Origin of the sequence: Thiorhodovibrio winogradskyi, from assembly GCF_036208045.1 — a bacterium.
Taxonomy (GTDB): Bacteria; Pseudomonadota; Gammaproteobacteria; order Chromatiales; family Chromatiaceae; genus Thiorhodovibrio; species Thiorhodovibrio winogradskyi.
This window is the reverse complement of record NZ_CP121472.1, coordinates 1,718,998-1,741,757: the sequence shown is the minus strand read 5'-3', so window position 1 is coordinate 1,741,757 and position 22,760 is coordinate 1,718,998. Positions and strand designations below refer to the sequence as shown.

The following is a 22,760-nucleotide window of genomic DNA, read 5'->3' as shown; positions in this document are numbered from 1 at the left end:
CAACAGGCGTGGAAGGTGGCATCGATCACACCAGCGTCACGGAGAAAACCTCCGCCGCGTCATCCTCTGGAAAGGCGCCAAAGATGAGGTTGTCCGGCGTTTCGGTGACACGCACGAAAAGAGACTCCGCCGGAGAAATGGCATTTTTCGCCCCCCAGGTCAGATATTCTCTGTCCTGCATTTGGATGCGCATATCCCGCACCGGATATTTCAAGGTCGAGCGATTGGGAACACTGCCAGCCAAGCCAACGCCCTGGGCATCGGGCCGGGCGTCCTTTCCGCCTTGACACCCCAGGATGGCGCCCTGCCATGGATCGCGCGCGGGCCCTACCTCGAACCAAAGCCCGAGACCCGGCATCGGGTGGACAGCCAGCCGGTAATCCGCCACGGGCGAAGCCGCCTTGGCATTGGCGCGCACCGCCGCCTTGGCGCCGAGACCACTTTGTACGCACTCGGCCGAGCGCAGCGGCGTCGGCAAGCTGAGCGGATCGACCTTGGCGGCGGAGGGCGAGAGCAGAATGGGAAAATCCGGCCCATGCGCCACTTGCGCGGCGAGCGCAAGCAAGGCCAAGCCTTTGCGGGTCACCGGGTCATCAAAGCGCGTGGCGGCGCCCGCGATGATCCAGAGCGCGCAATCTGCCCTAGTTAGATCGGGGATGGCCCCCGCCCAGGCAAACTGAGCCAAATCGTCTTCCCACACATGTCCCTGGGCGTCCAGGCCATAACGGCGTAACTCATCGGCCAGCAGCCGGCCCAGATCCTCATTGTTTTCCAGCAGGCTCAACCAGACACGCTTTTTCATGGTGATCTCCTAGCTGTTCACGCAAAGGTGGTGATAAATCCGCCATCCCCGCCCACATCGAGCGACACCGATGATGGCGGAGAACTGCCGGTCATTTGCGCAAGTACCGCCTGGGATAATTGCGGCATGATGGTACCGGCGATGACATATTCGATATTTCTTGCCCCGGTTTCCACTTCGGTACAGCGACTGGCTATCTGCTCGATCACCTGCTCCGAATACGACAGTACCATCTTGGTATTGCAGGCCAAATGGGATGCAAGCACATCAAGCTTGAGCCTAGTCACACGCTTGATGGCATCATTGGAGAGCGCACGATAGGGAATAATGGTCATTCGGGCCAGGAGCGCGGGCTTGAAGTGCTCAGACAGAATGGGCCTGATGGTATTCATCAGGGTCTCCTGATCGAATTCCGTTCCATCCTTGGTCATCTCCTGAATGACATCGGCGGCGAGATTCGAGGTCAAGATAATAATGGTATTGCGGAAGCTGATATTCTTGCCTTCCCCATCGGTCAGCATGCCTTTGTCGAACACCTGGTAAAACAAGTTCAGCACATCAAGGTGCGCCTTTTCCGCCTCATCAAGTAGCACGACAGAATAAGGCCGTTGCCGGATGGCCTCGGTCAGCATGCCGCCCTCGCCATAGCCGACATATCCGGGCGGTGAGCCGATCAGGCGCGATACCGTGTGTTTTTCCTGAAATTCGCTCATGTTTATGGTGACAGCGTTTTTTTCGTCACCAAACAACAAATCCGCCAGCGCCAGTCCGGTTTCCGTCTTGCCCACGCCGGACGGACCCGCCAACAGAAAAACCCCCTGGGGTTGATCAAGCGAGCGCAGTCCAGCGCGCGAGGCCTTGATCGCGGCGGTAATCAGATCGACGGCGACATCCTGCCCTTTAATACGCTCACGCAGTCGCTCGCCGAGCGTGGCCACCAAGGCCGCTTGTTGCCGAGCCATCTTGCCAACGGGAATCCCTGTCCAGTCACTGACGACACGCGCGACCATGTCGGGCGTGACCTCGGTTTCGATCAGCCCCTCTCCGCTGCGCGCCGCCAGTAATCCGGCTTTCGCTTGCTCGAAGGTCTCGCGCAAGCTCGCCAAGTCCGAAGAGTCGGCATCGGAGGCGGTCTCCGTTGTCGCCGACTCGCTAGCCGCGTTCAGCGCGTCACGCGCGGCAATCAGCACCTTGGCCGCGTCCAACTCCTTGTGCCAGGCGGTTCTCAGGCGATCAGCTTGTTCGCCAGCTTCGGCGATCCGTTGCTCGAGTGCCTCAACCCGACCGGACTCGAGGGTCTCCCCATCGGCGGCGTCACGCACCAGCGCACGGCGTTCTCGGTCCATGGCTTGCATGGACCTTTCCAAATCCTCGAGCGCGGCAGGTTTGGATGACAGGTTGACCTTGACCCGCGCGCAGGCAGTATCGAGGAGATCAATCGCCTTGTCGGGCAGAAAGCGCCCTTGAATGAAACGATCGGCCAACTCGGCGGCGCTGGCCAGGGCGTCGTCGCGGACAATGACCCCATGCGCCTGTTCGTATGACTCGCGCAGACCGCGCAGAATCAAGGTGGCGGTCGTGACATTGGGTTCGTTCAGGCTGACGAGCTGAAAACGGCGCGCCAGCGCGGGATCCTTCTCGAAGTATTTCTTGTACTCGACCCAGGTGGTCGCCGCACAGGTCTTAATCTCGCCGCGCGCCAGCGAGGGCTTGAGTAGATTTGCCGCGTCCGAGCCTCCCGCGGTATTCCCGGCTCCGACCAATGTATGCGCCTCGTCGATGAACAGAATCATCGGCTTCTCGCTCGACTTGACCTCATCAAGAACACCTTTAAGACGACGCTCGAACTCGCCCTTCATTCCTGCGCCGGCTTCCAGCAGTCCCATGTCGAGGGCCAGCAAGCTGACATCCCGCAAGGCATCAGGCACATCGCCCTGCAGGATGCGCAAGGCCAGCCCTTCGATCACCGCTGTCTTGCCAACACCTGGCTCACCGACCAGGATGGGATTGTTCTTGCGCCGCCGACCGAGAATATCCACAATCTGGCGGATTTCCTGGTCGCGACCAAAAACCGCGTCGATCTTGCCTTGTCGTGCCTTGGCCGTGAAATCCTCGCAAAATTTCGCGATGAAACTCTCGCCGCCAGTCGCGGCGGCTGGCGCGCCAGCCGCATGCCCGCCGGCATCCCCATCGCTTTCTTTCGAGGACTTGGACCAAGTCCAGAACTCCTGCTGCAGGCTGTCACGATTGATCGCCTGGAGCAGATCGACATAGCCGCCCTGCGCATAGACAGCCGGTTTGCGCAGAAACGCAAGCAAAACGGCGCCGGAGCGAATCCGCGGCACACCCAGATCGACCGAAGCAACCAGCCAGGCTGACTCCAGCAACTCTCCCAGAAAAGGAGAGAACACCGGGCGCGACGCATTGCCCGCGCGAAAGTCCTCCAGGCAGGTATTCAAGGCCGCCTGAAGTCGTCCGGCATCGACACCAAAGCGCGCGAGCGCGACTGGCAGATCCGTGTCGGGCGCCTGCAAGCAGGCAAGAAACAGATGCTCGACAGAGACCTCGTAATGGGTTCGATTAACCGCGAGCCCAGCCGCGGTGGTCAGCGCCGAAGTCATGGATAGATTGCACTTGTTCAACAGCGCTTTTAATTCGACGGTCATCATGGCCCGATACCTCAGGAAGAAGAGTAAGACAGGTGCTGGCGGCAATCTTTGTAACAGGCAGCGACGCGAGATCCTGCCGGTGGCGCCATCCAAGTGGCACAACCCAAAGTCGACCAGTCCCCAGCGCCCAGGCATGCTGGTTCCGCTTCATCGGCGGCAAGAATAAATTCCAGATCGAATTCGACCGGTTGCGTACAAAAAAAACAAATCACCGCCAAGAGTTCCTGATAGTCCGAAGTCCCGAAGCGATAGCGGCGAAAAGCGGTGGCACCCATGTCGCCAATGCGAAGTCGGATTTTGCTGTTCACATCAAGCGCCTCGCTTCCGAGATAGCTCGAAGCGCCCAGAAACCCCGTCTCGGTTCCCAGCGCGCAGCGTTGGTCGGTTGGAATCCGCGCCTTGCGCGGCTCGCATTGCACCACCTCGACCGGTACGCCGATGCGATCGGCAAGCAGATGCTCCAGCCCGGCCGCCGAGCGCGGAAACTGGGTCAGCAGCCCGATCGCACGCATTAACGCGCCAGGGTCGCGCAGCGGACGCCCCAGCATTTCCTCATGCCCAAGACCGGCTAGTCGATAAAAGAGTTTGACAATTTCATCGTCGTTTTCGGTACAGACCCGACGCACCAGGTTGTAATGGAGATCGGCCAGACAATACAGCACGAAAAAACCATGATTGACGATATCGAGAAAATCCCGCGCCGCACTTTGGTCTTGCCGCTGCTCGTCAAGCAATTCCTCGGTATAAAAGGTTGGCAGCGGTGAGGAGGGGCCATACAACCCAAGAAAGGTCGCGGTGATCTCAAAACGCCGTTCCACTTCCCTGTCTGTTTTATACTCCTGGTCTGCTTGTTGGGCGCCTTCCTGCTGCGCATCTTTTGGGTCGGGTTTGACAATTTCCCGAATTGCGGTCATATCGGTCGCGGGAAAACCCAGCGACAACTCCGGGCGAACTCGGAGCTGATTGTGCAGAAAACCCACCAGGCCCGGCATCCCCGGTGACCCGTGAGCCTGGCGTAGCACCTTCACCCCTTGCACGAAAGAAAAGGCGCGCGGGTTCTCCAACAGGCGCTCGAGAACCCTGACTTCTTTCCCCTTTTTGGTCGACGCCGTTTTGATTAACGCCGTCTTGGGAGAGGCTTTCTCGGCCGACCCGGGGGGGCTTAGAGTAGCGTTCGATCGCCCAGGCGTGTCGGCCACGTGAAGCGCTCCTTATGAGATGGGTCTTGAAGACTCAAACGCGTGAAGCAATTGAGTGCGGCATAGTTGGCGAAAAAGACATCCAGCACCGAGCCAAACAGGTAGAGATCCCCGCGCCCAACAAAACCCTGTGGGTCGACCTCAACAACAATCTCCTGTCCGCGCAATAAGGCGCCGTGAAAAAATCGATCCGCCGCCTTGAGCTCAACCGATTTAATGGATTCAATGCGTTTGGTATTGGCAAGCACCGCCGCCCGATTGCGGGTTTCTTGAAAAATATAAACCTTAAGCAGCGCTCTTAAATTGTCGGCATTGGCAATGGAATGATAATTGAGGAACAGATGCGACAGCACCCGCCACAACACATCCTTGCCAAGCGGAGGTAAGACTTGCGCGGTTGGTGCCGTGATGTTGGCAAAGTCCGCCAGTACCGGAGAGCTTTCGGTCGGGATCCGAATATCGCCGGCCCGCAGGGTATCAGGGACAGCGCCATTCGTACACAATAAATCAAGCGACAAGGTTTCTGTCGTCGTTTCATTCTTGGCCGTTGGATGCGCCACCGAAATAAAGAGTTCCGCCTTGCCACTCAGCGGGGATTGGCGATGATGCAGCGAATACACTGCCATCGCCTTGGCTTGCGGGTTAAAAAGCGCGAACGGAAGATACTCACGCGGATTCACCGAGCCATGCACAAAACCCATCACCTGATTGATCGTATGAACCTGGTAGCCTCCGGATTGCCCAGAGCTCGGGCGCACTAGATAATCCGCACGGGTATGATCAAGCAGAATCGGATCGGCATCGTGCTGGAAGAGATTCACCGCCGGCGTCACGAAAAGCTTGAAGTGCTCCGCGCGCATGCTGGGCATGTCCGCTGGCAGATCACCGAACTCGAATTCCAGGCTAAAGCTGCCGCCAAAGTCCTGGGTCCGCAGCACATCGAGCCCAGTCACATCAAAAAATAAGAATTTCTCCGGTAGACAAAAAAGCTCCTGCAGGATTCGATAGCCGGGAAAAGAACGTGTAGGATACGGAAAGAGCGCCTGTGATGCGTGAAACCCGACTTGCTTTATTGCACTCGGCGCCAGGGAGAGGCGCAGACCATTGGCCCCGACAAGGGTCAATTTTCGGGTCCGAGTCATAACAACCCAATGGCGCTCCGCCGCGATGTGATACTCACCAGCCAGAAAAAACCGAATTTTCGTGAGATGAAGCTGTTTCAGCTCGGCACCAGGAACAGAGAGATCGATTCGCAGCAGTCCAGTGGTTTTTCCCGTGCTCTTGAACTCTAGGCTACTGATCGAAATCGGCGCAATATCGACATCCTGGCAGGTTGTGAAGGTACAACGCACGCCCTCGGATTCGACCGAGTTGACGGTGATCCCCCGCGGAACCCGAATTAGCTCCCGCAACCCCTGCTTGGGTTTGAATTCAATGAGAGTCGCCGCCGGAAGCGGGCGTAAATAATGTGGGAAAATAAATTCCAGCAACCCATGCAGCAATTCGGGGAAGTTACTATCGAGTTTCTGCTGAATGAGCCCGGACAGAAAGGCGGACCCTTCAAGAATGCGTTCGACATCGGGGTCGGTCGACTGGCCAGCGAGGAGCGGAGCCAACCCCGGATGCAAAGCCGCGAATTCCGTGGCTAACTCGCGCAGATAGGTTAGTTCTTGCTGGTAGTACTTGTCGAGCAAACCCGGCTACTCCATGACTTCAATGCGACCGTCGGAATTCAAAACCGCCTCGAACAGAATCGGACTTTCCCGTCCATCCAAGCGAATGGTGGCCGCTAACTGAAAGGCGACCTCGAATGGACTGTCTGCCTTGATCTCGTGGCGCACCGCGACATTGACGAGTCGAGGTTCATACTTGGCGATGACCTTGCCGATGGCATCCTCTACCTCTGGCCAGGCACCTTCATCGAAAGTACCAAGAACACCAGTAAAATCCGGAATCCCGAAGTCGGGTGCGATAGGTACACTACCTTGCCGGCAGTTCAGTATCTTTGCCAAATGGCTAAGTATCGAGGCAGTGGCGTTTTTTGGATCTGTCGCACCGCGCCAATCTGGTTGATGTTCAATCGCGGAAAGCCGCTCAAGTAGTCGCTTTTCTTGCAGTGTATTATTCCTATTTCAGGCCCACATCAGGAACAAAGCCTTTGGGCGCACCGCACAGCCGTGCGGTACGCCAATCCTAGAGGCACATGAAACACGTCAGGAATGAAGCTCGAATCCAAGCCTCAGCTGATCGCGATCGGATTCATGCCAGGCAGATCAGGACCCCTTCCAGCTATCGGTGTATTCAATATTGCCATCGTTATAGGTCCAGGTAATCTTTGAGTAGGTGAAGGAGATATCCTCCATGTCATGATAGGGCTTGTTATCTGGCAAAAAGGTGACCGGCGTATACTCGCGCATGTTGACGATAATCGCCTCCTCCGCCTTGATTGTGTAGTATTTTTCCTCGGTCCCATCGTCTTTGATGCGATAGAAATCAATGGTGACCGTGCATTGTTCTCCGGTACAACAGGATTTGAACAATTTTGGCGATGACTGATCCTTATGTTTCGTGACCGTGAGCGGCTGATGAATGCGTTGTCCAGTCGGCAGTCCGGTATGGGTATCTTTTGGGATCTCGACTTGGTGGTCGACGGCGTAGATCAGAATTTTATCTTTCTTATCGCCGCTTTGGGTGCAGTCACCCTTGATGTCGCCCTGACTTTTCCCATTGACCGCCATGTATGCTGTTAGTGCCATTTGCGTGCTACCTCATTGAGTTATCGATTCGGATTGCAAACCCAGCGTCCGAGCTAAAAAAAAACTCCTACCAGGATCGCTCCCACAATCCGTTAATGAAGCGCCCTGTTCGTCCTCGCCATCATCAGGTGATTCTCTCGAACCATGATGAACATTGACGCCGCTCTGCCAGAGTATCGCGATGGCTTGCGGCCGGCCGATGCCATGCTTCACAGCAATGGTTATTCTTTATCCAGCTTACCCACCAGAGACAGAGTGAAACTCGCCCCCATGTACTTGAAGTGCGGCCGTGCCTTCAATGACACTGAGTACCAACCGGGGTCGCCCGGAACGTTTTCGACATTGATTGACGCCATGCGTAGCGGCCTTTTGCTGCGCGTCGCCGGATCAGGGTTATCCATTTCCGTGACGTATTGACTGATCCAGGTATTCAATTCTCGCTCAAGATCTTCCCGCTCTTTCCAGGTGCCAATATTCTCGCGTTGTATCACCTTGATATAATGCGCGAGGCGATTCATCACCATCATGTAGGGCATCTGCGTCGAGAGTTTGTAGTTCATCTCCGCCGCCTTGCCCTCCGGCGTGTCGGGGAAGACCTTGGCCTGCTGGGCCGAGTTCGCCGAGAAGAAGGCGGCATTATCCGAGCCCTTACGCATGGTCAGGGCGATGAACCCTTCCTCGGCCAGTTCATACTCGCGGCGCTCCGAGATCAGTACTTGGGTTGGGATTTTTGTCTGCGTCTGGCCCATGGCCTCGAACTGATACAGCGGCAAATCTCCGACTTCACCGCCACCCTGCGGACCGATAATGTTCGCGCACCAACGATACTTGGCAAAGCTGTCGGTTAACCGAGAGGCAAAGGCAAAAGCGGTATTGCCCCAGCAGAAATCCTCATTGTCTTGCGCTTGCTCAAAAAAATTGAAGGATTTGGTCGGCACGGTATTGGGCGAATAGGGCAAGCGCAACAGGAACTTGGGCAGTGTTAGACCAACATAGCGCGCATCCTCGGATTCTCGGAAGGAGCGCCACTTGATGTATTGCGGCATCTCGAAGATGGAATGCAGATCTTTCAGATTGGGTAGTTTTTCCCAAGAGTCGATGCCGAAGAATTCCTTGCCCGCCGCGGCGATGAAAGGCGCGTGAGACATGGCCGACACCGATGAGACGTATTTCAGTAACTCAATATCTTGCGGCCCGGGGCCAAAATCGTAGTTGGCGATCATGCCGCCAATGGGTTGGCCACCAAACTGACCGTATTCCGCGGTGTAGACTTGGCGATAGAGGCCAGATTTGACGATTTCCGGCGCGTCTTCAAAGTCAGCCAGCAAATCTTCCTTTGAGACATTGACGAACTGGAGTTTGATGTTTTGCCGGAAATCGGTCCGATCCACCAGAAATTTCAATGACCGCCAGGCGCTTTCGAGCTTTTGAAATTCTTCTTGGTGAATGATGGCATTGACTTGGGCTGAAAGCTTCTGATCCAGATCGGAAATCATGTCGTCGACCACGGCACCCGAAATCTTGACGCCAGGGCGCTCCGAAACCAGCTCCTTCAGGAAGGCCTGAAGGCCGGCCTTGGTCATATCAAACCCCTCGTCCGTCGGTTTGAGCTTCGAGGCTTCGACGATCTCGTCGAGCAGGCTGGCCGTTTCGGTTTGCTGTTCCGCCGGTGCTGCCTCGGTCGCTTGCGTTTGTTCCTCGGTCATGCTGCGATTACCTGTGCTTTAGATATGAATCGGCAAAATCTGAACAATCAGATGCGCGGATGAAAGATGGGCGGATGGGAATGCAGGAGCGCATGGAATCCGGAGGCATCAGCTCTCGATGCCCAGTTCCTTCATTAAGCGCTCGCGCACGCCCTCATCCTTGACCAACTCCTGGACCTTTTTGCGAAACTCCGGCACATTGGCCAGCGGACCCTTGAGTGCCTTGAGGGCATCGCGCAATTCCATGAGTTTGGCAAGTTCAGGAATTTTGCGCACAATGGCATCGGGCGCGAAGTCACTCATGGACGTAAAGTCAAGCTCGACCGCCATTTGCGCGTCTTCCTCGCCAGAGAGCTTGTTTGGAACATTCAGCTTGAGATTGAGGTTTTGGCCACGGAGAACATCGTCGAAGGTATCCTTGTCAATCGAGACCGGATCACGGTCTTCCAGCATGCGATCATCCGCTTGCTGGGTAAAGTCCCCGAGCACCAGCAGTTTAAGGGGTAACTCGACCTCCTCTTTCGCATCGCCAGTCGCCGGGCGATAGACAATGTTGACGCGTTCTTTTGGGGCCACTGAGCCTTCGGTTGGCATGGGCGGTTTCCTCTTATGCGGATGTTGAAGACCGGCTGGTGTGCCGCGGGCGGCTCGATATTATCACATGGTCAGAACAACAGATGGCTTGAGATAGGCCAGTTTTTCCAGGATGTTTTTTGCCGTGATGGGGTCAGCGTTCTCGCCCCGCCCAACATAGCTGTGGTAACAGCCAATCAGCAATTCCGCGGCAAGCTCCGGGTCCCAATCCGGCAGTTGCCGGGATTCCAGCTCGCGCAGCAACTGCTCGGCCAGAGCAGCGGCTGCGTCGAACCTTTGGATGCGGCACAAGATGGTCATTTGCGCCCGACGAATGCGCAGTCTGGAGGGTCCATCGGCGGCTTCCCGGATGGACTTTGTCAGGCAGTCGAGCGCAGCTGGCGCATTCTCTCCGGCCAGGAGTTGCTCGGCCTCGGCAAGCACGGCCAACACCGAATTTGACGGCTGCCGAGGACCGCCCGCGCCATCGCCCGCTGACTGAATCTCCTCGATCCAGCTTGTGGTCCGGGCATCGGCGAATGCGGTGCCGTCCTCGAACGACAGCTTTTCAAGCCCTGGCAGACGTGCCAGCAACCCGGTCAATTCGCCACGCAGAGCATCGCGCGCGGCCATGAAATCCTGCCCCAGGGCGCCCAGGGCTTGGTCGATGACATACTGGAGATCCAACCAAAAGATCGCGGCAGTAAAGTGCTCCTCGGCCGCCATTGCGGCTTCAAGATGGCGCCCAGCCTTGAGTTGAGCTTCCAACGCGGTCTTAATGGTGCCTTCGGGCGCGGGAAGCAGGGTTTTTCCGCCTTGGTTTGGCGGCAGCTGCTTGATGGCGACCCAGGCCGCGAGACGGTTGGCTTTCCAACTCCAGGGATTGCTAGGCGCGAGGGTTCGACTCAGATGCGCGAAGTCGAGCGCGGCTGAGCGCAGCGCGCTTTGGGCGGCGTCGACTCCCTCCGCGGACAGCTGCCCCGAATCATTTTTGGATGCTGGAGCGACCTTGGTCGAGGACGACGCGGGCGATTGCCCTGTTTCAGCAGGATTCTTATTGGCGACATCCTCGGCTCCGTCGCTCCCATCGCCCTCGGCACCTGCCCGCAACGCGCTGGATTCCGGCGCTGGTGGCGCCTCGACCGGCAGTCGCTCGAGTTGCTCGATCAGTTCGTGCAATGGTGGAAAATCGGGCAGGCAGTCCGCCAGGCGCTGATCAAGCGCGCGCGCCCGCGCGCTGAGATCCTGATGCAGCGCTGGCGGCAAGGGATCGGGACTGGACTGCGTTTTCAGCCAAGTGGTTGTCGCGTCCCGCCACCAGAGCATGGCATTGAGGCGCCCACGGATCCGCTTGAGCGGCGGGAAGCCGTCATCCCAGTAGGTGGTGGTGAAATCCAGCAGAATCCGCAGCGCATCGGCGATTCCCTGGAAACCCTTGACTTGGGCAAGGCCAACGCTGAGATAGGCCGCGACAAGGAGATCTTTGGACTGCGCCGAGAGGATCTTGGTGCCGAGTTGAACAACCCGCGCCCAGTCGACCTGCTCCGCCTGCGAAATGGAGGAGAGCTTTTCAATCTCTGACTTGAGGTCGACATAATCGGCCTCAAGCCGAGCGTCTTGGCCAGCCGGAGAAGCCCCCGGGATGGAAGCGCGACCGAGATCCGAGATGCTCACTGGCATGGTTTCAAGCGGCCCCAGATAGCTTGACTGGCAACATTGCTCTCGGCGCCCTTTCTAAACAGAATGCCAGGCAAAATGCCAGGCAAATTCGGCGTTTGGGCTACATCGGAACCTGTTGCCCGATTCTATCGCCCTCTTGATTGCTGAGTTTAGCACAGGAATTTAGAACCATAACTCTCTTTGGCACAAATTTTTTCACAGAAGTACCAAATTCTTAGTAGGGCATCCTAATAAGTAAGTTTAAGTCAAATTGTCATCTTATCGGCGAAGTCCGCCAGACAGGACAGAGACAAATGGACGATGACGTCGGATGCCTCTGTCAGGGATCAGGCAGGGAACGCACATCTGGCACTCGGCGATAGTGACGAAAATCATCAAGAATTCGCAGCATCTCATCCGCGGCCAGGAAGCCGACATGGCGATAGAAGGTTCGGCCATCGGGACCAATCAGCAAATGTTGTGGAATGATGCGCGTTGCCTCTTCCGTGAGGACATGACCAGGCGCCAGCCCATAAGAACCCGCCCACGTGCGGGCATGATCCACAGTCGCTGGTGTAAAGGGTTCATTGCCAGCCGTGAGCACGGTATAGACAGCCACATCCGAATCCGCGCTCTTTTCAAAGGTGCGAACCTGCGGCGCCTGCGAACGGCTCGCGCTGCACCAGGGCGCGACATAAGTCACCCAAATCCAGTCATACTCACCGACCAAATGACAGACCTCGACCTGGGTTCCAGCGGCACTCGCCCGCCCATTTCCACCTTGATCAGAGGCACAGCCGCCGGCAATGTCCCAGTTCGTATACCATTCACCACTTCCGCCGCCACTATCACACCCGCTCAGACTGACCAAAAGGAGTCCTGCAAGACCCCAAAGGACTGTGCGCACCCAATGCTTTACTGCCGAACATTTCATCTTGTGTCCTCAGCATACCTTTAAGAGAATATTCGCTAAACCAAGGCACCATAGATCCTTTAGATCCTTTGCGGACTGATGGCGCCATCAACAAGGTTTGACGCGAACCGGCATGACTATTCACCATCTCAAGGCGATCTCTGTTAGTCATCGGGAACTGATCCGTGCTTAATGGAGGTCGCTGCCGAATCAATGCGTCACTGATCACCCGCACCAAAGATCGCCACCTGGATAAGGCACCATGGCTCAAACCCAAGCACCTCAATGCGTCCGCGCCCCCTGGCCTTGGCTTCTGGTTTTCATTCTGCTCTGGCACGGGGCGATTCACCCGGAAGAAACTACCATGAATTCAGATCAGATGAAGATGGACGCTGCGCGGCAGCGGCTCGTGGCCGAGGTTGAGCACGAAGTTCTGCACACTCGGGAATACCTCGGCACCGATCAGCTCGATCCAGCGGTAATTAAGGCCCTTGGCAGGGTGCCGCGACACCGGTTTGTTCCCTTTGGCCAATGGTCCCAGGCTTACGACAACCATCCCCTGCCGATTGGTCGTGGCCAGACCATCTCTCAGCCCTATATCGTCGCCATCATGAGTCATCTGTTACAGCTTGCCTCTGGTGAGCGGGTGTTCGAACTGGGCACGGGGTCTGGCTACCAGGCTGCGGTGCTGGGAGCCATGGGTGTGAAAGTTTACAGCATCGAGATCGTTCCCGAACTTGCCAAGCGGGCCGCCGCGACCTTGGCCGATCTAGGTTTTGACCAGGTCAAGGTTCGCGCTGGCGACGGCTATCGGGGTTGGCCGGAAGCCGCTCCTTTCGATGGCATCATCGTCACCGCTGCCGGCCCCGAAGCTCCGCCGGCATTGGTCGAGCAATTGGCTATTGGCGGTCGTCTCGTGATTCCCTTGGGCGGCGAGGACGAGGTGCAATACCTGACGGTGCTAACCAAGCAAGCCGATGGGAGCTTGAACCAGCGCCCCGTGCTGCCGGTGCGCTTCGTGCCAATCACCGGATCCATGGTTCCGGATAGCTGACCTTGGCACCTGTCGGAGAATCCGGCCCAAGCGGGTCCGGTTACCGCATAGTGTGTAATCTTTGGTTGGAAACCACGCTTGGGTATTGGTCTACAGTCCTGCTAAGCTAAATCGGCGCACTAGCTAAGTATCATAATCGCCAGTTCAGAATCATCGCGCGGATGAGGTTGCGCTAACCGAAAAGCCCTTATCCTTCGTATAAGTAAAAAATGCGATTTTTATTGGGTAAGAAATATTTAAAATCAGATGCATAACAGTATATTGCTATTACAAATAGGCTATACGGAGTAGCATCGGTTTTTTTTCATCGGATTCTTTACATGCAAGAAATTAGAAAAGAAAAACGTGACACTTTCGCGGCGATTGTGCTGAGTCTCTTCTTCGGCACCGGACTTTTCAGTGCCACCAAGGGGGTGGCGGCAGAGGGCTGGTACCTTGGCAGCGAATTAATGGTCACTGGGATTGAGTTCAAGCCCAAGGTTCGTTTCGCGAATGGGCGCGCCTCCGAGCACTTCGAGGACGATGCCTGGGGGCGCGGATTCGCGTTCATCGCCGGGCGGCAGTTCAGGCTATTGTCGGAGCTTTCGCTTGGCGCGCAGGCACGCATTGCCTTCAACGATGGAGAGTGGACGAAAGAGACGACAAATACCAGCATCCGCTACCAAGCGCCACGATCTATCGCACTCAGTCTGCTGCCGGAGTACCGCCTGACATCCGCGCTCTCAGCTTTCGGCGAACTGGGGGTGGCGCATGGTCATCTAAACTATCGCAAATCTTCGCGCAAGCCTGACAGCATCACCAATTATGATCATGAAAGCGATACTTGGGGCTATGTGCTCGGCCTTGGTCTGCGATGGAAGCTGAACTCGCAGCTTGACATGCATGCCAGCTATAGATACACAGCATACGAACGGCAGCATTTCACTGGCCGCGTTCTGTCTGGCTTTGGGAGTGAATCCTTCACTGACAGTCCTATTACATCGGATATCGCACTGGGTTTTCGCTGGCTTTGGTAGCCGGCTTGACTATGCGACTGTGGTGGTTTCCTCTACCGTGAAACAGCAGTGTTCAGACTACCATTAATCCTCAAGCATGAAACATGCTAAGCTCCCGAGCACTCCCATTAACGCGTTATCCGACAGACCAGTGGGACGGGCGTGAATGACCAGATTAACCATATTCTGCGTATTTTCTGCAACTTTATCGACATCCCCCTCGGCTTCGATCCCGTCGCGGCCATGGCCGCAGTCATGACTAAGATTGGAACCCCGGACATTCTTGCATCCTCCAATCCAATCAGTGCGCCTGGCCGGGCGGTCGCCCCAGGTCTTTTATCCATCGCCCCGATGCTCGATTGGACTGACCGGCATTTCCGGTTTTTCGCACGTCTCATCAGCCACCACATATGGTTATATTCGGAGATGGTCACCACCGGGGCGCTCATTCATGGCGATAGCGCGCGCTTTCTGCGCTTTGATCCTGCCGAGCATCCGCTTGCTCTGCAACTTGGTGGCTCGGACCCGGCGGAGCTGGCCTGTTGCGCGCGCATGGGCGCGGAATGGGGCTATGATGAAATCAATCTGAATGTCGGCTGTCCGTCTGATCGGGTTCAGAACGGGCGTTTTGGCGCTTGCCTGATGGCGGAACCCGATCTAGTGGCTGAGTGCGTCGCGGCGATGAAAGCGGCGGTCTCGGTACCGGTGTCGGTGAAAACGCGTATTGGGATCGACGAGCGCGACAGCTATGAACAACTTGCCGATTTTGTCGCACGGATTGCAGCCGCTGGCTGCGATCTGCTGATATTGCATGCACGCAAAGCCTGGTTACAGGGTTTGAGCCCGCGCGAAAACCGCGAGGTGCCGCCGCTGCGCTACGATGTGGCAGTGCGGCTAGGAGCGGATTTTCCCGGGCTGCCCTTGGTGCTGAATGGTGGCATCACCACCCTTTCGCAGGCACGACATTGGTGCGAACGGCTCCATGGGGTGATGATCGGGCGCGAGGCATACCAAAATCCCTGGCTGCTGGCGGCGGCGGATTCCGAGTTGTTTGGCGATCATCACCCGGTGCCAAGCCGCCATCAGGTGCTGGAGGGGTATTATCCTTATGTCGAGCGTTGCCTGAGCGAAGGCGTGCCGCTCAATAGCATCAGCCGGCATTTGCTGGGGTTGTTCAATGGCTGCCCAGGGGCACGGCGCTGGCGGCGTTATTTGAGTGAACAGTCGCATCGGCACGGCGCTGGCGTAGAGGTGCTGCGCGCCGCGGCGGTGCTGGTGCCGGTGGATGTTGGCCAGAGCGCCCTCCATGAGAGTCTGTCCTGATATCTTAAAAAAGTTATTATCGCGACGCCCGCATCCCGGCGCTCACCCGCCCCGCGCAAATCCAGCCAGCAGCGCCTGAGCACCCTGACCGTTGACTGGCTACTCAAACTACTGATCGAGCCGGGCTTCTGGAAGCAACTCCCCGGCCATCCCAAAACGCTGATCCGCGACGGTGGTCAGGTCGTAGTCGAGATCTGAGTGATGGACCCGGTGCAGCCGCCACAGCGCCGGCACCGCATGAAGAGCACATGCTGCACCCAGATGGCGAGGTCGAGCACCAGCAGCGCGAGCAGGACCTCGAGCCAGACGGGCCAGGCCAGTGCGTTAGAATAGCCCCCAACCGGCACTGTTGACATACAGCTCTATGCCAAAGCGGCGGCCAGGAATAGCAATCGTAGCAGCACCGTATTCAGCACCACCAAGCGATGTCGCTGCTCCAGCGTTGCAGCCGAGTGAGCATCCGTGAGCGCGAGGCCTGGATCAACGGCACTGGCACCGCCGCGCCGTTGAGCTTCATCGGGCTCTATGCGCTGGCAACGCTGCTGTTCCTGCCCGGCGCGGTCCTGACACTCGCCGGCGGCAAGCTATTCGGCCCACTCTGGGGCACGCTCTACAACCTCCTTGGGGCGACCCTTGGCGCGACCATGGCCTTTCTGATCGCGCGTCATCTCGCGGGCGACTGGGTGCGGACACGCGCCAAGGGCCTGATCGCGCGTCTGATGCAGGGCGTCGAGGCCGAGGGCTGGCGTTTCGTCGCCTTCACCCGACTGGTGCCGCTGTTCCCGTTCAACCTGCTCAACTACGCACTGGCCTGGCCCGTCTGGCTCGAGGCCATGGCGGGCAGCGAGGGGTTGATCCGCAACGGCTTCAGCAATTCCAAATTTGGGTGTTTCATGTGGTATGGAAGCGGCTTCCAGCCGCTTCATGACGCGCTAAGATGGCGCGTCTACTAATAACCGGGCCGACAACCGGACGCTGGAAAACAAAATTTGGAATTGCCGCAGAAAGGCTGCGAGCCTGATGTCGCGCTCGTGGTTTGGTATAAAAGTACCCACGCCAGTCGCTCTCCACAGGCGGGATCCGGGGTTAAAACCCCTGAAATGGATTGAAAATCATGATGTTACTTCGTCATCCGCGTCCCCTGGTCGCGCAGTCGGTTCCGTGTCGTCCTGACTTTTCTGACTTTCGGGGTTTTCCGGGCTCTCTGTCCCGGCTATCTTGCGCTGGCGCTTGGCCTCTTGCTTGGCCTTTTTTGCCAAATCGCGCTGGCGTTTCTCAAACGCATAATTGGGTTTTGCCATCGGCTCGTTTTCTCTTGGAATTGTTGAAAACCTCGATTCTACGCGACTCTTCATCGCAATCGCCGGATGCTTTCACCAAACAGGTAGCATCCAGATAGCATCCGGCTCCCGGTGGCCGAAAAGAGCCCGGTTCCCGAACTCAGCGTTGCCCTGATGCGCTAGCAGAGGTTTCATGCAGAAGCCTTTCTCCGCGCCAGTGTCACAAGAGAAGCAGCCGTTCGATCTGTCAGCCGAACCTTACCACCCTCACAGGGTAACTGACTTTATTATCAAGGTATTAAGGGTCATTGACAGGTGGTGACCAGCCTTTCCATCCTTACATCTCGCTAAAACCAAGGAACATTCAGACCGAAAAGAGGTGATCCCATGCCAACCGCCATTGTCCAGATACAGGTCATTCCCGAGCAGCGCGAGGCCTTTATGGCCGCGACCGAGTTGAATCGGCGCGGCTCGCGCCAAGAGCCTGGAAATCGCCGCTTCGATGTGCTGCAATCGCTCGAAGATCCCAACGCCTTCGTGCTCTATGAGGATTTTGCCACCGAGGCCGATGCCCGCGCGCACAAAGAAACCGCGCATTATCTGCGCTGGCGCGAGACGGTGGAACCGATGATGGCGCATCCACGCCAAGCAAGCCACTACCAGCGCATTGGCGAGGATTAAGCCAATATCCACCTAACACTCGTTCCAGGAACAAGCGGAAGACAGGTCATGGCTTTAGCCGCGATACAGTCATCGCGGCAAAAACCGCTACCACAAGTATGAGCGAGGATTTCTCATGGAGCCCATGATGCCGCCTTTTCGCATTGCCCGCCTACCCAGCATTGAGTTCGGCGCCGGAACGCGCGCGATGTTGCCAGCGCTCGCCCGTCGGTTCGGACAACGAGCGCTGCTGGTCACCGGCGGCGCCTCCCTGCTTGACGGGCCCTTCTGGCCCGAACTCGCGCGGGGCTTCGCCGAGGCTGGGGTGTCGCTCGGCGAATGCCGGATCGCCGGCGAACCCGCGCCCGGCCTGGTCGATGACAGCGTGCGCGCCTGGCGCGACGCCGGCATTGAAGTCGTCATCGCCATCGGCGGTGGCAGCGCACTTGACGCCGGCAAGGCCATCGCCGGGCTGCTGCCCGGTGGCGGCTCGGTGCTGGATTATCTCGAAGGCGTCGGCCCCGAATTGCCTTATCGCGGCCCGGCACTGCCGCTAATCGCTGTGCCGACCACCGCCGGCACCGGCTCGGAGGCGACCAAGAACGCTGTGCTGAGCGTCCAGGGGCCGGATGGCTACAAGAAATCCTTCCGCGATGAGCAACTGGTGGCCGCCGTGGCGGTGGTCGATCCGGATTTTCTCGTCACCTGCCCGCCCGCGGTCATTGCCGGCAATGGCATGGACGCCCTGACCCAACTGCTCGAGGCTTATATCTCGGCGCGCGCCAATCCGCTGTGCGACGCCCTGGCGCTCGACGGACTGCGCCGCGTGCGCGATGGCCTACTGCCCCTGGCACGGGATCCAGGTGACGCGGCAGCGCGTGCCAACATGGCCTATGCCGCGCTGCTCTCGGGCATGGTGCTGGCCCAGACCGGTCTTGGTAGTGTGCATGGCCTGGCCTCGCCCTTGGGCGCTCTGTTCCCGATTCCCCATGGTGTGGTGTGTGGCACCCTGGTCGCCGCCGCCACTCGGGTCAACGTTCAGGCCTTGCGCGAACGCGACCCCGCGCATCCGGCGCTGGCGAAATACGCCCAACTTGGCCGGCTGCTGAGCGCGGTGCATCATGGCCCCGATCATGCCGAGACTCCGGCGGAGGACGATGCAGCGGCCGCCGACACTTTGGTCGCGCTGCTCGAGGACTGGACCGAGCGCCTGGCGCTGCCGCGCTTGGGCGCGCTGGGCGTGACGCGGGCCGATCACGCGCGCATCGTCGCCGGCAGTCGCGGATCGAGCATGAAAACCAACCCCATTGTCCTGAGCGACGCCGAGATCGGCGCCATTCTGGGCGCGCGCCAGTAACAGCGGGTTTCCGCCGGCATTCCCTGTCAGACTAACGCACGCTCGAGTGTCCAACACCGAGTCGGCGCGCTTCCAGGATGCAAACACCATCAACGCCATCAAACAGGATAACGGAGACCGTCGCGATGCTGTCCATTGACCGATCAGGACGTCTTGAGGGACTCGAGCAGGCCCTGCGCGAACAGGCGGCGAAGCCCCAGGTCGCCGGACTGCTGGTGCTGGCCTGCCATGACAATGGTTTCGCCCCGGCAGTGCTCGATCCACTGCTGGGTAGCATCGGCAAACCGCTGTTTGGCGGACTCTTTCCGCAGATCCTCCAGGGCCGCGAGCGCCTGACCCGCGGCTCCATCGTCCTCGGGCTGGCGCGAGCGCCGCGCCTGCGGATCTTGAAGGATCTCAGCGACCCACGGCGCGACTTGGCGCTGGCGCTCGAGGACGCGCTCGATCCCGATGGCCCTGGACGTCCAACCCTCTTTGTCTTCGTCGATGGCTATGCCAAGCGCATCGCCGGGCTGATCGATGCGCTGTTCGAGAACTTCGGGCTGGAGGCCAATTATCTCGGCGGCGGTGCCGGCTCGCTCGCCGCTGGCGCCTCCACGCCTTGCGTCTTTACCCAGAACGGGCTGCTGGCCGATGCCGCCGTGCTGGCGCAACTCGACTGGCCCGCCGGCATTGGCGTGGCGCATGGCTGGACGCCTATCTCGGAGCCCATCAAGGTCACCCGCGCGGAACATAATCGCCTGATCGAACTCAATTACCGTCCGGCGTTCGAGGTCTACCGCGAGGCCATCGCCGAGCATTCGGCACAACCGCTGGATGCCGAGACCTTCTTCAGCGTCGCCACCGCCTACCCCTTCGGCATTCGCAAAATGGGCGGCGAGGTGGTGGTGCGCGACCCGATTTTACTCGGAGAGGATGGCAGCATCCTTTGTGTCGGCGAAATTCCGCAATCGTCCCTGGTGCATATTCTGCACGGCGACACCGACAGCCTGATCGCCGCCGCCGGTCAAGCCCAGTGGCTCTCGGGCGTGGCACTGGCCGCACAGGATCCAAGCAAGGGCGCGCTGCGTATTTTCATCGACTGCATATCCCGGGTGCTCTTTCTCGGCGATGACTTTGACCGCGAACTCGCCGTGGTCGATGACGGCCTGCCGTTAGTCGGCGCGCTGACGCTTGGGGAAATCGCCAACGCGGGCGAGGATTTTCTCGAGTTCTACAACAAGACCTCGGTGGTGGGCCTTTTCGCTAGCGCCGAGGGATGAGCCGCCCGCGCGCGGAGACCGACATGAGCCTGGCGCTCGAAACCGAAGTACTCTTCGAATTGTCGCTGGCCATAGACGCCAGCGGCGAGTTGCAGCCCATGCTGCGGCGCTTTCTCTCCGACCTGCTGCGGCTGCTCAATGGCAGTGGCGGCGCCATCCTGCAATTGCCGTCGCATGCTCCTGACATGACGAGCGGCGAGGAACCGCTGTGTTGTCTACTGCCGCGTTCGCTGCCGCGCAATCCCTGTTACGCCGCCTTCAGCGCCGAATGGCCGATCAAGCGCCTGTACGCCAGCCTGTGCGAACGGACTGACGACCAGGCGTTGCTGCTGCCCCAGGAGAGCTGCCTGATGCATGCCTTCTGCCTACCGGACTTCGGTGTCCTCATCCTGGCCCGTAGCCATGCTGTCGGCGCCCTGTCAGAGGCATTTCAACGCGCCTTCGCGCCCCTGGTGCTCAAGCTCGCGCACGCGGCGCGCGCCTGTCTGTTCGAGACCGAGTTGCGCGCACAAAAACAACGCCTGGAGCTGGCCAGCTACTCCGCCGAGATCGGCGTCTGGGAATGGGACATCGCCCGCGAGCGCTTGCGCTGGGATGACCGCATGCTGGATCTGTTCGGCATCGCGCGCGCGGACTTTCACGAGCGCTTCCAGGACTGGGCCGAGCGCGTGCATCCGGACGACCTGCCGATCGCGCGGCGGCATTTGACCGCCGCCATCGAGCACGATGCCCTGTTCGACATCGAGTTCCGCATTCGCCGCCCGACGGGCGACATCCGCTATCTGCGCGGTCGCGCGGCGGTTTCCCGTACCCCCGATGGTCGCCCCGAACGGATAGTCGGGGTCAATTTCGACATTACCGCGCAAAAGCTCGCCGAGGAGGACATGCGCCTGGCGCGCGATCTCGCCGAGCAAGCCAATCAGGCCAAGAGCCAGTTCATCGCCAACATGAGCCATGAGATTCGCACCCCGATGAACGGCATCATCGGCATGGCCGAGCTGGCGCTGGACACCGAGCTGACCAACACCCAGCGCAACTACATCAACATCGTGCACTCATCGGCCGAGGCACTGCTCGGTATCCTCAATGAGATCCTGGATTTCTCCAAGATCGAGGCCGGTCGTATCGAGCTGGAACAGACCCCCTTCAATCTGGTCGGCTTGGTCGCCGAAACCCTCAAGGCGTTGAGCATTCGCGCGCGCAACAAGGGCGTGACCCTGGCCTATGATTTGTCCGCCGATCTGCCACGGCAGTCGCTCGGCGATCCCGGACGTCTGCGCCAAGTGCTGGTGAATCTGTGCGACAACGCCATTAAGTTTACTCCCAAGGCGGGCGAGGTGAGCGTCTCGGTGCGTTTGCTCGCGGACGCTGGCGCCCGGATCGACCAGGTGCGCATCGGCGTGCGCGATACCGGCACCGGCATTCCCGCCGCCAAGCTCGAGCGGATCTTCCAGGCCTTCACCCAAGCCGATGCCTCCACCACCCGCGAGTACGGCGGCACCGGTCTGGGTCTGACCATCGCCGCCGGTCTGGTCGAACTCATGGGCGGACAGATGCGCGTGACCAGTGAGCAGGGCGTCGGTAGCGAGTTCTTTTTCACCCTACCGCTCGCGCGCCCGCACCAGCCCCCAAGCCGCGGCGAGGATGTCCTGCGCCCCTTCGATCTATCCACATCCGTGCTACTGATGGATCCGCATCCGCTCAGCCGCGCGACCCTGGAAGCTTGGCTGCTTGATTGGGGACTTGATGTGATAGCAGTCGTGGATCTCGCGCAGGCGCGCGCCCGACTCGCCCAGGCGCCACCTATTGGCCTGGCGCTGCTGAACGACCCGATGACCAGCCTGTCGGCGGATGACATAGACGTATTGTTAACCGGGCTGACAAAGAACCAGGATGAGGCAAGGGCGCGGTCCGTCGATAGGCATTCAATGCCGCTGTTGCTTATCGGGCCCCATGCACGCACCTCAAAATCAGTTCCGGCCTCGAAGATAGAGCGGCTGACCAGCCCGCCAACACCCTCGGAGCTGTGGAACGCGATCACCCACCTGCTCCAACCAGAGTTCTTGCCTGCGATGCCCGGCACCAATCACAAGCTCATTGATGACGCAGCTGATCCCGGGCCGACGACCAGTCTGCGGGTGCTGCTGGCCGAGGATAATCCAGTCAACCAAAAACTGGTGGTGGCGCTTCTCAAGCAATGGGGTCATGAGGTGGTAGTAGCCGAGAACGGCCAACGCGCGATCGAATGCTATCAAGCCGACTGCTTTGACTTGATTTTCATGGACATGCAAATGCCGGTCATGGGCGGCATAGAGGCCACTGAGAAAATCCGCGCGCTGGAAAGCCAGCACGCCAGCGCACGCACCCCGATCGTAGCCATGACCGCCAACGCTCTGGCATCCGATCGCGAAGCTTGTTTGGCCGCCGGCATGGACGATCATCTCGCCAAACCCATCCGCCGCGCCATGGTGCGGGAACTGCTCGAACGCTTGGCGCGGAGAACCCAGTTCGCTGGTCGCTAGCGCTGACGCTAGCGACCAGCAGAAACAGGG

The 22,760-nt window shown here is 58.8% G+C and carries 20 protein-coding genes; 8 read left to right on the top strand and 12 right to left on the bottom strand.

Features of this window, described 5'->3' with window-relative positions:
* Window positions 1-25: 25 nt before the first annotated feature.
* The 10 genes from Thiowin_RS07750 to Thiowin_RS07705 form a co-directional block, all read right to left on the bottom strand.
* A complete protein-coding gene (locus Thiowin_RS07750) occupies window positions 26-802 on the bottom strand; it encodes a hypothetical protein (protein WP_328987169.1) in 777 nt (258 codons plus the stop codon).
* 17 nt (window positions 803-819) lie between these two features.
* Complete coding sequence (tssH, locus tag Thiowin_RS07745) at window positions 820-3,423, bottom strand: type VI secretion system ATPase TssH (protein ID WP_328987168.1); 2,604 nt, start codon at window positions 3,421-3,423, stop codon at window positions 820-822.
* A 59-nt stretch (window positions 3,424-3,482) separates the two neighbouring features.
* Window positions 3,483-4,535 carry a type VI secretion system baseplate subunit TssG gene (gene tssG / locus Thiowin_RS07740; RefSeq protein ID WP_328987167.1) on the bottom strand — a complete coding sequence of 351 codons (1,053 nt, stop codon included), beginning with the start codon at window positions 4,533-4,535 and terminating at the stop codon, window positions 3,483-3,485.
* 98 nt (window positions 4,536-4,633) lie between these two features.
* On the bottom strand, window positions 4,634-6,298 hold the full coding sequence (tssF, locus tag Thiowin_RS07735; protein ID WP_408034207.1) for a type VI secretion system baseplate subunit TssF: 1,665 nt from the start codon (window positions 6,296-6,298) through the stop codon (window positions 4,634-4,636).
* 72 nt (window positions 6,299-6,370) lie between these two features.
* Window positions 6,371-6,751 carry a type VI secretion system baseplate subunit TssE gene (gene tssE / locus Thiowin_RS07730; protein ID WP_408034206.1) on the bottom strand — a complete coding sequence of 127 codons (381 nt, stop codon included), beginning with the start codon at window positions 6,749-6,751 and terminating at the stop codon, window positions 6,371-6,373.
* A gap of 192 nt (window positions 6,752-6,943) precedes the next feature.
* A complete protein-coding gene (locus Thiowin_RS07725; protein WP_328987165.1) occupies window positions 6,944-7,426 on the bottom strand; it encodes an Hcp family type VI secretion system effector in 483 nt (160 codons plus the stop codon).
* 221 nt (window positions 7,427-7,647) lie between these two features.
* Window positions 7,648-9,132: a type VI secretion system contractile sheath large subunit gene (tssC, locus tag Thiowin_RS07720; protein WP_328987163.1), complete on the bottom strand. Its 1,485-nt coding sequence runs from the start codon at window positions 9,130-9,132 to the stop codon at window positions 7,648-7,650.
* Window positions 9,133-9,240: 108 nt separating this feature from the next.
* Complete coding sequence (gene tssB / locus Thiowin_RS07715) at window positions 9,241-9,726, bottom strand: type VI secretion system contractile sheath small subunit (protein ID WP_328987162.1); 486 nt, start codon at window positions 9,724-9,726, stop codon at window positions 9,241-9,243.
* A gap of 63 nt (window positions 9,727-9,789) precedes the next feature.
* Complete coding sequence (tssA, locus tag Thiowin_RS07710) at window positions 9,790-11,385, bottom strand: type VI secretion system protein TssA (protein WP_328987160.1); 1,596 nt, start codon at window positions 11,383-11,385, stop codon at window positions 9,790-9,792.
* A gap of 319 nt (window positions 11,386-11,704) precedes the next feature.
* Window positions 11,705-11,983 carry a hypothetical protein gene (locus Thiowin_RS07705; RefSeq protein ID WP_328987159.1) on the bottom strand — a complete coding sequence of 93 codons (279 nt, stop codon included), beginning with the start codon at window positions 11,981-11,983 and terminating at the stop codon, window positions 11,705-11,707.
* Window positions 11,984-12,641: 658 nt separating this feature from the next.
* Between Thiowin_RS07705 and Thiowin_RS07700 the strand changes: the two genes are divergently transcribed.
* From Thiowin_RS07700 to dusA, 3 genes are all read left to right on the top strand, one after another.
* Entirely contained in the window at window positions 12,642-13,331 is a 690-nt protein-coding gene (locus Thiowin_RS07700) for a protein-L-isoaspartate(D-aspartate) O-methyltransferase (RefSeq protein WP_328987158.1), read from the top strand.
* A 320-nt stretch (window positions 13,332-13,651) separates the two neighbouring features.
* The gene (locus tag Thiowin_RS07695; protein WP_328987157.1) at window positions 13,652-14,347 is read left to right on the top strand and encodes an outer membrane protein; all 696 of its coding nucleotides are present in this window, start codon (window positions 13,652-13,654) and stop codon (window positions 14,345-14,347) included.
* Window positions 14,348-14,677: 330 nt separating this feature from the next.
* Complete coding sequence (dusA, locus tag Thiowin_RS07690) at window positions 14,678-15,649, top strand: tRNA dihydrouridine(20/20a) synthase DusA (RefSeq protein WP_408034205.1); 972 nt, start codon at window positions 14,678-14,680, stop codon at window positions 15,647-15,649.
* A 176-nt stretch (window positions 15,650-15,825) separates the two neighbouring features.
* On the opposite strand, the gene Thiowin_RS07685 is transcribed toward dusA, so the two are convergent.
* The gene (locus tag Thiowin_RS07685) at window positions 15,826-16,005 is read right to left on the bottom strand and encodes a hypothetical protein (RefSeq protein WP_328987155.1); all 180 of its coding nucleotides are present in this window, start codon (window positions 16,003-16,005) and stop codon (window positions 15,826-15,828) included.
* A 69-nt stretch (window positions 16,006-16,074) separates the two neighbouring features.
* Here Thiowin_RS07685 and Thiowin_RS25230 point away from each other — a divergent pair, with 69 nt between their 5' ends.
* Entirely contained in the window at window positions 16,075-16,602 is a 528-nt protein-coding gene (locus tag Thiowin_RS25230; protein WP_408034178.1) for a TVP38/TMEM64 family protein, read from the top strand.
* A 159-nt stretch (window positions 16,603-16,761) separates the two neighbouring features.
* Here Thiowin_RS25230 and Thiowin_RS07675 read toward each other — a convergent pair whose 3' ends face one another.
* The gene (locus tag Thiowin_RS07675) at window positions 16,762-16,950 is read right to left on the bottom strand and encodes a hypothetical protein (protein WP_328987154.1); all 189 of its coding nucleotides are present in this window, start codon (window positions 16,948-16,950) and stop codon (window positions 16,762-16,764) included.
* 366 nt (window positions 16,951-17,316) lie between these two features.
* Here Thiowin_RS07675 and Thiowin_RS07670 point away from each other — a divergent pair, with 366 nt between their 5' ends.
* From Thiowin_RS07670 to Thiowin_RS07655, 4 genes are all read left to right on the top strand, one after another.
* A complete protein-coding gene (locus Thiowin_RS07670) occupies window positions 17,317-17,610 on the top strand; it encodes a putative quinol monooxygenase (RefSeq protein ID WP_328987153.1) in 294 nt (97 codons plus the stop codon).
* A 124-nt stretch (window positions 17,611-17,734) separates the two neighbouring features.
* Window positions 17,735-18,946: an iron-containing alcohol dehydrogenase gene (locus Thiowin_RS07665; protein ID WP_328987152.1), complete on the top strand. Its 1,212-nt coding sequence runs from the start codon at window positions 17,735-17,737 to the stop codon at window positions 18,944-18,946.
* Window positions 18,947-19,071: 125 nt separating this feature from the next.
* Window positions 19,072-20,208 carry an FIST signal transduction protein gene (locus tag Thiowin_RS07660; protein ID WP_328987151.1) on the top strand — a complete coding sequence of 379 codons (1,137 nt, stop codon included), beginning with the start codon at window positions 19,072-19,074 and terminating at the stop codon, window positions 20,206-20,208.
* Window positions 20,205-22,730, top strand: a complete 2,526-nt coding sequence (locus Thiowin_RS07655; RefSeq protein ID WP_328987150.1) for an ATP-binding protein — start codon at window positions 20,205-20,207, stop codon at window positions 22,728-22,730. Before Thiowin_RS07660 ends, Thiowin_RS07655 begins: the two co-directional genes overlap by 4 nt.
* The last annotated feature ends 30 nt before the right edge of the window (window positions 22,731-22,760 follow it).